Genomic DNA, 11,572 nt, shown 5'->3' with positions numbered 1-11,572 from the left:
TCCTACTGAAGTTATTGTGATCCCAGTATCAGGGTCAGTAAAGGTCTGCTTATCTGAACTAAACCTAACGAGAGCCAAGCCACCGCCCGCGAAGAAATCAATATTGCCATCTGTCGGGAAGTAGTACCTTACATCGCCATTGATATTAAGGATGTTAGTCCCTGAGTCACTCCAGTAATCAAAGCTGGGAGCTAACGCCAGACCCGGGATAATCTCTCCCAGGTTAACGTGTCCGCCAAATAAAATACCACTAAGGCTTCCCTTTCCATTTACACAACCAACATGTCCTCCTACACCCTTAAAACCAATTTGAGCAGATGAATCACTGAGCGTGAAAACCAGCAACACCAGCATAAGAATTCCTACTCGCTTCATAAATCCCTCCTTGTTGATTTAGTTAAGGTAATTTTAGTGGTAAACTTAATAAATTCATAACCATTTAGCAACAAATAATTTTGCTGTGCGCAAAAAAAACATTATTCCCAAAGCTTCGAACTTCCCTTAATTCAGTTCGACCTGATGCTTAATAATCCTGCCATTTACAAATTGTAGAAAATTTACCTCGTGGTTCACTCGCTGGTATCCTTTAAAGGAAATATCCCCTTTCATTCCCTGGTAGCCGGATATCGTGTTTAGACGTCGATTGATTTCATGGCCGGTTTTAGCGCCTTTAGAAATTGCTTCGTTTAAGAGATTAAATGCATCATAACCAAAAACCTCCCACCTTTCGGGAGTCTTTTTTAACTTGACCCGGAACTCACTGCGAAAATTTCTAAAGGCCTGGTCATTTTCATCGGGGAAGTAATCACTGACGAAAATCGCCCCATCGACATAAGGTTGAATTTGAGCAATTTTTAGAATATCCAAATCATCCCAGTATTCGCCGCCGACAATTTGGGTGCGGATATTACTTAAAGCAAACTGCGGAGCGATATATTTAATATCATCGGAGTAGATGGGCAGAAAAATAGCGTCAATTGAGAGCACGGGAATATCTTTTTCATCCAGATCTCGACCTCTTTCAGCAGCTTCTGCTATCATTTGTTCAACATCCGTGGAATCATAACTGAAGGCTGCCTCGCGAATCGATTTAAATTGTCTGCTTAAATCTTTCGGGGTGTCGTAATACCAGCTTTGCGCAACGATTCGGCCGCCGAGTCGATCGATGGTCGAAGTGAAGCTGTCCGTCATTTGCTGGCCATATTCGTCTGCGGGGGCTAAAGTTGCAAATGTGCGAAAGCCCAGTTGGTCGTAAGCATACAGCGCCAGCGCCTCACCTTTTCTCTCGAGGTCGCTGTTCAATTGATAAACAGAGCTGCCTACGGAGGCAACCTGGTTTTCCGTTGCCGTGGGTCCAACTAAAGGAATATTTTCGCTGGCGGCCAAAGCGCCAATTCCGGCAGTTATAGAACTTTCAAGTTCACCGATAATAGCCTGGACATTTTCCTGCCGAATCAAATTCTGGGTTGCCTGAATTGCCTTGATCATATTTCCTTGTGAATCACGTACCACCAATTGAATCGGCTGCACCGAGTTGTTTTTTGCCTGGAGATGAGCAAACTTAATTCCTCTAAAAACTCCTTGTCCCTCTTCGCTAAAAAAACCGGTTAACGGCAAGACCACGCCAATTTTAATCGACTGGCTGCCCGGGTTTTCAGCTTCTTGCAAAAGTTCATCAATTTGCTCGATATACCCGCTGGGTCCGAATTTCTTCTTATAGTTTTTCAACAAAGAAACCGCTCTGCGTGCTGAGCCGTTCTTCACCTCTTTTTTTGCTAATCCAATTGTCACGAGCGCCGCGGACGTTTCACCATTTGCGAATTGCAAAAGTTTATTTAATTCCGACAAAGAAAGTTTCGAGCGGATGATTGAATTTACAATTCTATGAGACTTTACCGTCAGTCTGTTGTCAGAACTCCAATCAGAAATCCACAAAAAATATCTGGCGGCATTGAAGCTGTCATTCAACCGATAGTAGCTGGAAGCTTTTAAAAAATAAGCATCGTCGACATATCTGCTTTGTGAAAAAGTATCGATGAGTTTGTCGGAGTAACGGGTTGCGTCGGAAAACTTTTCCAGATGATAAAGGCTTTTCCCGGTCATGAGCAAGGAAGCAGTCATGCGGTGATGAATGACAGTGGAATTGCTCAAAGATTCGAAGCCTGCGAAAGCTTTCAGATAATCTTTCGAGCGGTAAAGACGCAATGCCCTCCTAAAATCCACTTCCATGTCATTGACGATTTGGACTGTCCTGGTTTCTTGCGCATAGGTTTTAAGTGGAATGAAACTTATCCCAATAACCCATGTCAAGAAAACAAAGAGATAGATAGCCGAGTTTTTTTTCATAAAAAGAGCCTACTCAACGGTTACGCTTTTGGCTAAATTACGCGGTTGGTCGACATCGCAGCCCCGCAAAATGGCGATGTAATAAGCCAGCAGTTGCAAAGGAATGATGGTCAGAATTGGTGTTAAAAACTCTAAAGTGGGCGGAATATAAATCACGTGATCCGCGCGTTTCTTAATTTCTTCATCGCCCTCGGTGGCAATTGCGATAATACGTCCGCTTCTGGCTTTCACCTCTTCAATGTTACTGGTGATTTTTTCATAAGTCGAATCTTTTGTTGCGATAAAAACGACCGGCATGTTCTCATCAATCAGTGCGATCGGGCCATGTTTCATTTCGGCAGCGGGGTAACCTTCTGCGTGAATGTATGAAATTTCTTTTAACTTAAGAGCGCCTTCGAGCGCTACCGGAAAATTATAACCGCGGCCCAGGTAAAGAAAATTCTGGCTTTGATGATATTCCTTAGCGATTTCTTTGATCAGTTCATGAGTTTGCAATATTTTTTCTACTTTTTGGGGCAGCGCTTTCATTTCGTTGACAATGTCAATTCCTTTCGAAGCGCCCAAGTTACGCATTCTTGCCATCAGTAGGGACAGCAGCGAGAGAACCATTACCTGCGAAGTAAAGGCTTTCGTCGAGGCAACGCCAATTTCTGGTCCGGCATGCAAGTAAACCCCGGAATCGCTTTCCCTTGCTATCGTTGAGCCGACAACATTGCAGATACCGAAAACCTTGGCGCCTTTTCGTTTTGCTTCTTTCATAGCCGCCAGCGTATCCGCGGTTTCGCCGGATTGACTGATAACAAACATCACAGCGCCACGTTCAATAATCGGATCTCGGTAACGAAACTCAGAGGCATACTCGACTTCTACAGGCGTTCTCGCGAATTCTTCGAGCATGTATTCGCCGATGAGCGAGGCATGCCAACTGGTGCCGCAAGCAGACAAGAGAATTTGGGGCGCGTAAAGCAGTGATTCCATTTCATGACGAATTCCTCCCAAACGGGCTGTGCCCTCTTCGGAAAGCAAACGGCCGCGCATGGCGTCCTCGATGGTTTGCGGCTGCTCCATGATTTCTTTGAGCATGAAATGGTCGTAACCGCTCTTCTCGATTTTATCCAAATCAAAAGCAATCTTTTCAATCTTTTTGTCGACTTCCAGATTGTCAATAGTCTTAATGGTGACTTTATCACGAGTGATGACGGCAATCTCATTGTCATCGAGATATGTGACATCTTTGGTATGATTAATAATGGCCGAAACATCTGAGGCGACGAAGAATTCATTTTCACCCATTCCGATGACCAAAGGGCTCCCACGGCGTGCCGCGATAAGGGTATTCGGGTCGTCTTTCGAGATAACCGCTATCCCGTACGTTCCCTCGACCTGGCTGAGCGCCGCACGTACGGCTTCGTCCAGGTTGTTGCCATTTTGATAATACTCAGATATCAAATTCACCAGAGCTTCCGTATCCGTGTCTGTGGAAAATTTATAACCGTTTGATTCTAATTTTGTTTTGATTGTTTGATAGTTTTCGATGATGCCGTTATGAATGAGAGCAATTCGGCCGGTTGTGTCTGTGTGGGGGTGTGCATTTGTTTGATTTGGCACGCCGTGGGTTGCCCATCGGGTGTGAGCAATTCCCAACTTACCGGAAAGTGCGTTTTGGGCTAAGGATTGTTCCAGAGCAGAAATTTTCCCTGCCTGCTTTTCAACTGTGATTTTACCGTTCGTAAGAACAGCAACGCCAGCGGAGTCATAACCGCGATATTCTAACCGTTTTAACCCTTCGAGAAGGATGGGTGTCGCGTCCTTGTTACCAATGTATCCAACAATTCCACACATTGAATCTCTCCTTAGAAATAAGTTCATAGATGAGACAGAGTTGTTTGTTTATATTTGTCATTCAGAAGGGAGTTCTTTCGAAAAGTAGTTAAGTTGAGTTGTGGTTCCTAAGTATCTTAAAACCGTGATTGAAACGCCCAAACATAAAAAAAAAATTCATAAAAATCAAGTGAAAAGGGTGACATATTATTCCCACTCAATTGTGCTTGGCGGCTTTGAGCTGATATCATAAACCACACGATTGACACCCGGCACTTCATTGATAATTCGATTGGAAATCCGTGCCAGTATCTCGAACGGAATTCTTGACCAATCCGCAGTCATGCCGTCCAGGCTGCTGACCGCACGAAGTCCGATTACATTTTCATAAGTGCGCATATCCCCCATGACGCCGACAGTCTTTACTGGAAGCAAAACCGCAAACGCCTGCCAGATTTTATCATACCAATTGTGGCTTCTGAGCTCTTCAATAAAAATCGCATCAACTTCCCTTAGAATGTCCAGGCGCTCTTGAGTGATTTTACCCAAAATTCTTACCGCGAATCCCGGACCGGGAAAGGGGTGTCTTCCCAGGACTTTTTCAGGAAGCCCCAACTCCCTGCCGACATTTCGAACTTCATCTTTAAACAATTCGCGCAGCGGTTCAATTAATTTTAGATTCATAACCTCCGGAAGGCCGCCGACATTATGATGGGTTTTTATGGTCACGGAAGGTCCATGGGCAGAAACACTTTCGATGACATCCGGGTAAAGCGTGCCCTGAACAAGATATTCAACATCTGAAATCCTTTCGGCTTCTTTTTCGAAAACCTCAATAAATGTATTTCCGATAATTTTTCGCTTTTCCTCAGGATTTGTTACGCCATCTAAACGGCTCAGGAATTCCGCTGAAGCATCAACGGAAATGAAATTAGATTTAAAGTAGTTCTGAAATGTCTCGCCAACCTCTTTTACTTCATTCTTGCGCATGAAACCGGTGTCAACGAAAACGCAGTGCAGCTTGTCGCCGATGGCTTCGTAAACCAATGCCGCGGCAACTGCAGAATCCACACCGCCGCTCAGGCCACAAATGGTTTTACCGCTTCTGACCTTTTCACGAATTTCAGCAACCGTGTTTTCCGCAAACGAACCGGGCGTCCAGGATTTTTCACACTTACAGATTTCATAAACAAAATTTCCAAGTATCTTTTTGCCTTCAACGGTGTGGGTGACTTCCGGATGAAATTGCACGCAGTAAAAGTTTCGTTTTTTATTAGCGAATGCTGCGTAAGGTGAGCTTTCTGTGGAACCGAGTGTCTCAAATCCGCTCGGAAGTTGATCTAAAGCATCGCCGTGACTCATCCAAACTTTGGAAACAGGGCTGACATTCTTGAAAAGTCCGGCCGGCTGTTCGATTTTAAACTCCGCCAAACCGAATTCGCGTTTTTTTGTACCGCCCGCTATTTCGCCGGCGAAGAAATGCGAAATCACTTGCAGACCGTAGCAAATTCCCAAAACCGGAATATCGAGGTCAAAAATACTTTTGTCAGGCAAAGGGGCATTTTTTTCATATACCGATTCCGGGCCACCGGACAAAATTAACCCTTTAGGCTGCAGCTTTTTAATTTCCTGAATTGAAATATTAAAAGGCTTAATTTCAGAATAAACGCCCAGCTCGCGAACTTTGCGGGAGATCAGTTGTGTGTATTGAGCGCCAAAATCAAGAATGAGGATCGGATCTTTATGCTGGGCCATTTTCCTTTAAGATGTTTCGGGAAGTATTCATTAAAGTGATGGGCGGGAGTAAAAGTGTAATTTGAAGGAACATCAGAATCTGTTTATGCAATTGCACCTTCCTTATTAAAAGCCCACACCTCATCATTCTGAGCACATAAAGCATAAACCTGTTCATATAAGCCATTCTTGATGTGCGAAGAATCTCCTCGATCAAACTGAGAATCTTCGTTCTCGCTGACTAGTTGCACAGTCGAGCTTGAGAGGGCTTTGCGCTCAGAACGACGTTTGGAATTTGTTTTTTGTCTGAAAACTACGGAGTTATTTCCCACGACTTTAACTCATCGAGATACTCGTAGTTGGTCAGATCGTAGTGCAGAGGCGTGATTGAGACTCTTTTATTCAAAATAGCATTATCATCGACGTCGCTGTCATCTTCCAATTGGACTTTCTTGCCGGTTAACCAATAATAAACTCGGTTTTGCGGATCGACTCTTTTATCGAAATGCTCGTGATAAGTTGACCGGCCCTGACGGGTAATTTTAATCTCTTCAATTTCCTCTTCTTTGGCTGGCGGCACGTTCACATTCAGCAAAGTGCCTTTCGGCAATCCGCGCTCTAAAATATTTTCAGACAATTTTCTGGCAAATTTGGCGGCATAGCTGAAGTCTGGATTTTTAAAGGTAGTGAGTGAAACGGCAAAAGCGGGGATTCCTAAAATAGTGCCTTCGGTAGCCGCTGAAACGGTTCCGGAATAAATGGCATTTATTCCTGTATTCGACCCCAAGTTAATTCCCGAAACGACCAGATCCGGATTTTCATCTAAAAGCGCCCAGTAAGCAATTTTTACGCAGTCAGCGGGCGTCCCGTTGACTGCGTAGCCAAAAAACTCTCCGTTCTTTTTAAAATCCCAAACCCGTAATGGATCGGAAAGGGTGATCGCATGTCCGACAGCGCTTTTCTCAGCATCCGGGGCGACTACAAAGACATCGCCAATTGACTTCATCTCCTCGTACAAGGCAGCCAGTCCAGGGGCGTTGATTCCATCGTCGTTGCTAAGGAGAATCCTGGGCTTATTTTTGGCCATTAATTCTTAACCGCCTCATCATCTACTTTTCCGATCTTGACATCGGGTGTACCTTTAACATCTTCCACATTCTCTGCATTCAATTCGCCATTTTCAGAATCCGAAATTTCGGTGTCGGTGGCAAATTCCAGAATCTCTTTTAATTTTGCCTTCATTTCATCTCGGCCAATCACCGCATCTAAAAAGCCGTGTTTAAGCTGGAACTCTGACCGCTGAAAACCGTCCGGCAAATCCTGGCCGATGGTTTGTTTAATCACACGCGGTCCGGCAAATCCAATCAAAGCGCCGGGCTCAGCTAAAATAATATCGCCAAGCATGGCATAACTCGCCGTTACCCCGCCAGTTGTCGGATCGGTCAAAATAGAAATGTAAAGCAGACCCGCATTGGAGAATTTGGCAAGGAATGCGGAGGTCTTGGCCATCTGCATAAGAGAAAGCACGCTCTCCATCATGCGGGCACCCCCGGAAGCCGAAATAATGATCAGAGGCAGTCTGCGCTCCAGGGCCTGTTTAATGGCACGCGCCAATTTTTCGCCAACCACTGAGCCCATGCTTCCGCCAATAAAATTGAAATCCATGACACAGAACACCACTGAATTGCCATAGATTTTTCCGAGACCGGTTCGGACCGCGTCGTTTATGCCGGTCTTTTTTTTACTGTCCTTAATTTGGTCAGAATATTTTTTTCGTGCTTTAAATTTAAGGAAATCAACAGATGAAAGTTTGGTATCGAATTCCTCAAATTTATTATCATCCAACAGGTGCTTGACATAATCTGAACTTTTGATTCTGAAATGGAATTGGCAGTTTGTACAGACATAAAAGTTTTTTTCTAATTCCGGTTTATAAATGATTTCCGAGCAACCGTCGCATTTAACCCAGAGATCCGGGATCTCTTTTTTCTTTTGTGGCTTTAGGCCCTCTTTTGCTCGTTTGAACCAATCCATATGACTAAGCCCTCCTTAAAGAGATACTCATCAAAATTGCATCTTCTTTCTCTTTTGAATAATAATTTTTTCGCACGCCGGTTACCTCGAATCCGTATTTAAGATACATATTCCGGGCAGCAAGGTTTGACCGCCGGACTTCCAAATGCCCCGTTTGAACCTTTCTTAACTTCCAATCTTTAATTAGGTAGCTAAGCAGTGAACTGCCAATCTTTTTTCTACGGTGATTTTTATCAACGGCGAAATCTACTAAATGCGCCTCGGTGTCCGCCCGCCAAAAAATTGCATACCCGATAACCAAGTGATCCTTTTCAACAACATAAGCAAATGAAAGCGAATTTTCAAGAACTTCGTCCGCAATATTATTTTTCGAGCGGACATTGGGAAATACCTGTTCTTCTAATTCAGACACTCTAGCCAAATCGTCAACCTGCATTTCACGGATGTTTATACAAATAGTTTCATAATTAGAACCCGGTTTTTGTACTAGTGTGGACTCACTGCTCAGCATAATAAACTTTTCTTTTGGGTGTAAAATCCTTTAAATAAAATGGTTCTGCAGTTTCCGGAATTTCGACTTCATTCACCTCAAATTTCTTAAATCCTAACTCGGCTATGGTGAGTGGTTTTAATAATGAATACTCTGAAGGCGCTATCACAGTTTCTTTATTCATAACAGAAGAAACTAAATCTGCCGGATTCGAAACAACCAGAGTTTTACCATTTAATTTTTCAGGCAATTTCTCCAAATGAATAATTTCATATCCGGAACATCTCTCGAAGCTGGTCAAGGATTTTTCATAAAGCGAAAAATAAACTTCTTTTTCCCGTGCTTTGATCACCGCACAAATTTTATTCGCCCAGGCTGGCGCGCCAAAAGCCAAAGCATCCAGCGTATTGACGCCAACAATCGGAATGCCGAGCGAAAATGACAGACCCTTGCTGACTGAAATCCCAATTCGCAGACCCGTAAACGAGCCCGGTCCTTTAGAAAAAATGATGCCCTCTAAATCGCTCAATTGCCAACCAACTCCCCCAAGCAACTGCTGAATAGTAGAAACAAGCCTCTCGTTATGGACATTCTTCTTATTGATCCGAAAATCGGTCACAAGTTGAGTGTCTTCAGTTAAAGCGACCCCGCAGGTTTCAGTGGCTGTGTCGATGGTTAGAAGTTTCATGTCCGAGTAACTTTAATTTCCCGGCTGTTCTGCAAACCTTCTTCGAAGCAATTGATTAAGTGAATTTCTATCCTGCTTTCCGGCAATAAATCCTGAATTTTGTCCGCCCATTCGATCAGACAAACGCCCTCACCATAGAAATACTCATCGCCGCCCAGTTCCCAAACTTCATGCGAATTCGCGATTCGGTAAAAGTCAAAGTGGTAAACCGGCAACCGTCCTGAGTATTCATGAATTAGAGTAAACGTTGGACTCGTAATGTCTGCTTCAACTTCCAGGCCCTTACAAATCCCCTTAATCAAAGTTGTTTTGCCGCTACCGAGGTCACCGAAAAATGCCAGCAAATCGCCCGGCTTTAATTGCTGCGCCAGTTTGTGACCAAATTGCTCGGTTTCTTCGGCGCTGTTTGAGATTATGAGTTGTTTTTCTTCTTTGTTCATTGTGGCAGTCGAACCAAAACTCTGCTCGGGACTACTCACTCTTCGGCTCCAATGTCACGACCGGCAAAATCATTTCCTCCATTGAAACACCGCCGTGCTGCAAACTATCCCGGTAATGATTCAAATAATGGTGATAGTTCGTCGGATAAACAAAATAATAATCTTCCTTTGCGATCAAATAATTTGAGTTAATTCCCCTGGCGGGCAACTTATAGACCGCCGGATCCTTTACAATAATCGCTTGCTTTGGGTCGGCTTTGACATTCCTGCCAAATTTGTAGCGGAGATTTTTTGAAGTCTCGCGGTCTCCTTTAACTTTAGCGCCGCGCATGCAGCGAATGCTGCCGTGATCTGTGGTAATTATAACCGTGTTTTTCCGTTTGGCAAGCTCCTTGATAATTTGAAATATATACGAATGTTCGAACCAGGACTTCGTTAGCGAGCGATAAGCAGACTCATCGGGCGTTATTTCGCGCAGGACTTCCGAATCGCTTCGGCTGTGGGCCAAAATGTCCACAAAATTTACAACGATTGCCAATAAAGGAATATTTGAGTATGAGGAAATCTTGTTTACGGTATTCCGAGCCTCCTTTACATCGATGATTTTAACATATTTTGAAGCCGGTTTTAAATCGATTCCCAAATCCTTCAATTTTAAATCCAGCAACTGATGCTCGAATCGATTTAAACTCCGTTCATCATCATCGCCTTGCTTCCAAAGTTCGGGGTGCCGCTCTTCAATTTCACTTGGGAAGAGTCCGCTAAAAATCGCATTTCTTGAAAACGGAGTCGCAGTGGGCAGAATGGAGAAATAGAAGTCTTTTTTTATATTAAAATAAGGATAGAGCAGCGGCTCGATTGCAAACCACTGGTCCGTTCGCAGGTTGTCGATCACCAAAAAGACAACTTTTCGATTCTCTTGCAAAAGAGGGGCCAGATACCTCTCTATCAGATCCGTCGAAAAAGGCGGCGGATCCTCGGAGTTGTGGAGCCACAGAGGATAATTATTCTCGACGAATTTTGCGAATTCAACATTGCAGTCGCGCTCTTGATCCCGCAAAGTCTGCTTGAGCCCCAAATCGCGGTGTTGATCGGTTTCGACCTCCCACACTGAAAGCCGGGTATGAATTTTTATCCAATCCCGCCAATCGAGAGGCCCCAAAAGAGATTGTGAAATTTCGTTAAACTCGGAAATGTAATCTCTAGAAATGCGTTCGCCGGTAATTTTTTTACTTTCCAGAATTCTTTTACAGGTCAAAAGTATTTGGCTCGGGTTCACCGGTTTGGTCAAATAATCATCAATTTTGCCGCCAATGGCATTTTCCATGAGTGATTCTTCCTCACTCTTGGTAACCATCACAACCGGCAAGAAAGGATGGCTTTCTTTAATTTCCCCCAAAGCCGTCAAGCCGTCTTTGCCGGGCATCATTTCGTCAAGCAGGACCATGTCAAAACTTTGTTGTGAAATCAACGCGATGGCGTCATCGGCGTTGGTTACCTGCTCAACCTTATACCCTCTCTCTTCTAAAAAAATAATATGAGAGCGCAGCAGTTCAATTTCATCATCGACCCAGAGTATTTTGCCTTTTGTTATCATTAAATCAAAAACTATTTATCAAAATAAAGAAGTTTAAAATAGTCATAATTTGGGTGATCCGCAAGGAGAAATAGAAAAACCGAGAAATAGAAAAGCCGGACCAACTTTGATTGATCCGGCTCATTACTAAATATCCAGGCTGCCAAGAAATCACTCTTTTTGAGTCAGTTGTTGTAACTCCTGCAATTTGGCCATCGCACTCTTCTTTACACCTTCTTTCCTTTGCTCATTAAGGCCCGGATCATTTGGAATCATTTCCAATGCCTTGTTATAATATTTTATTGCAAGAGCAGTTTCACCGTTCACCATGTAAGCTTCAGCCAGACTATCATATGTGTTTGCAGATTGTAGATTGGCGGCAACATTTAGTTTGAAAATCTCGATCGCTTCAGGCAATTTTTTAAGGTTGATAAGTTGATAAC

11 protein-coding genes are annotated in these 11,572 nt (G+C 43.7%); all 11 read right to left on the bottom strand.

Features of this window, described 5'->3' with window-relative positions; translation table 11 throughout:
* On the bottom strand, nt 1-375 hold a 375-nt coding region (locus tag IH879_11500), incomplete at its 3' end, for a hypothetical protein (GenBank protein MCH7675560.1).
* A 126-nt stretch (nt 376-501) separates the two neighbouring features.
* Nucleotides 502-2,346, bottom strand: a complete 1,845-nt coding sequence (locus tag IH879_11495) for a penicillin-binding protein activator (GenBank protein MCH7675559.1) — start codon at nt 2,344-2,346, stop codon at nt 502-504.
* A 9-nt stretch (nt 2,347-2,355) separates the two neighbouring features.
* The gene (gene glmS, locus IH879_11490; protein ID MCH7675558.1) at nt 2,356-4,188 is read right to left on the bottom strand and encodes a glutamine--fructose-6-phosphate transaminase (isomerizing); all 1,833 of its coding nucleotides are present in this window, start codon (nt 4,186-4,188) and stop codon (nt 2,356-2,358) included.
* Nucleotides 4,189-4,374: 186 nt separating this feature from the next.
* Nucleotides 4,375-5,922 (bottom strand): glutamine-hydrolyzing GMP synthase, encoded by a 1,548-nt coding sequence (guaA, locus tag IH879_11485; protein MCH7675557.1) that lies wholly within the window; start codon nt 5,920-5,922, stop codon nt 4,375-4,377.
* Between the two features lie 292 nt (nt 5,923-6,214).
* The gene (gene surE / locus IH879_11480; GenBank protein MCH7675556.1) at nt 6,215-6,988 is read right to left on the bottom strand and encodes a 5'/3'-nucleotidase SurE; all 774 of its coding nucleotides are present in this window, start codon (nt 6,986-6,988) and stop codon (nt 6,215-6,217) included.
* Nucleotides 6,988-7,935 (bottom strand): acetyl-CoA carboxylase carboxyltransferase subunit beta, encoded by a 948-nt coding sequence (locus IH879_11475; GenBank protein MCH7675555.1) that lies wholly within the window; start codon nt 7,933-7,935, stop codon nt 6,988-6,990. Before IH879_11475 ends, surE begins: the two co-directional genes overlap by 1 nt.
* Before the next feature lie 4 nt (nt 7,936-7,939).
* A complete protein-coding gene (gene rimI / locus IH879_11470; GenBank protein MCH7675554.1) occupies nt 7,940-8,446 on the bottom strand; it encodes a ribosomal protein S18-alanine N-acetyltransferase in 507 nt (168 codons plus the stop codon).
* Complete coding sequence (tsaB, locus tag IH879_11465) at nt 8,433-9,113, bottom strand: tRNA (adenosine(37)-N6)-threonylcarbamoyltransferase complex dimerization subunit type 1 TsaB (GenBank protein ID MCH7675553.1); 681 nt, start codon at nt 9,111-9,113, stop codon at nt 8,433-8,435. Before tsaB ends, rimI begins: the two co-directional genes overlap by 14 nt.
* Nucleotides 9,110-9,553: a tRNA (adenosine(37)-N6)-threonylcarbamoyltransferase complex ATPase subunit type 1 TsaE gene (tsaE, locus tag IH879_11460; protein ID MCH7675552.1), complete on the bottom strand. Its 444-nt coding sequence runs from the start codon at nt 9,551-9,553 to the stop codon at nt 9,110-9,112. The genes tsaB and tsaE overlap by 4 nt, the downstream gene beginning before the upstream one ends.
* Nucleotides 9,554-9,584: 31 nt before the next feature.
* Nucleotides 9,585-11,150: a response regulator gene (locus IH879_11455; protein ID MCH7675551.1), complete on the bottom strand. Its 1,566-nt coding sequence runs from the start codon at nt 11,148-11,150 to the stop codon at nt 9,585-9,587.
* Between the two features lie 150 nt (nt 11,151-11,300).
* Complete coding sequence (locus IH879_11450; GenBank protein ID MCH7675550.1) at nt 11,301-11,546, bottom strand: hypothetical protein; 246 nt, start codon at nt 11,544-11,546, stop codon at nt 11,301-11,303.
* Nucleotides 11,547-11,572 lie beyond the last annotated feature (26 nt).

It is taken from the genome of candidate division KSB1 bacterium (genome assembly GCA_022562085.1).
Taxonomy (GTDB): Bacteria; Zhuqueibacterota; Zhuqueibacteria; order Oceanimicrobiales; family Oceanimicrobiaceae; genus Oceanimicrobium.
This window is presented reverse-complemented; position numbering and strand designations above follow the sequence as displayed.

Coding starts and splice junctions, on each gene's coding strand:
- IH879_11495 (MCH7675559.1), bottom strand. CDS start 2,346: ATGAAAAAAAACTCGGCTATCTATCTCTTTGTTTTCTTGACATGGGTT.
- glmS (MCH7675558.1), bottom strand. CDS start 4,188: ATGTGTGGAATTGTTGGATACATTGGTAACAAGGACGCGACACCCATC.
- guaA (MCH7675557.1), bottom strand. CDS start 5,922: ATGGCCCAGCATAAAGATCCGATCCTCATTCTTGATTTTGGCGCTCAA.
- surE (MCH7675556.1), bottom strand. CDS start 6,988: ATGGCCAAAAATAAGCCCAGGATTCTCCTTAGCAACGACGATGGAATC.
- IH879_11475 (MCH7675555.1), bottom strand. CDS start 7,935: ATGGATTGGTTCAAACGAGCAAAAGAGGGCCTAAAGCCACAAAAGAAA.
- rimI (MCH7675554.1), bottom strand. CDS start 8,446: ATGCTGAGCAGTGAGTCCACACTAGTACAAAAACCGGGTTCTAATTAT.
- tsaB (MCH7675553.1), bottom strand. CDS start 9,113: ATGAAACTTCTAACCATCGACACAGCCACTGAAACCTGCGGGGTCGCT.
- tsaE (MCH7675552.1), bottom strand. CDS start 9,553: ATGAACAAAGAAGAAAAACAACTCATAATCTCAAACAGCGCCGAAGAA.
- IH879_11455 (MCH7675551.1), bottom strand. CDS start 11,150: ATGATAACAAAAGGCAAAATACTCTGGGTCGATGATGAAATTGAACTG.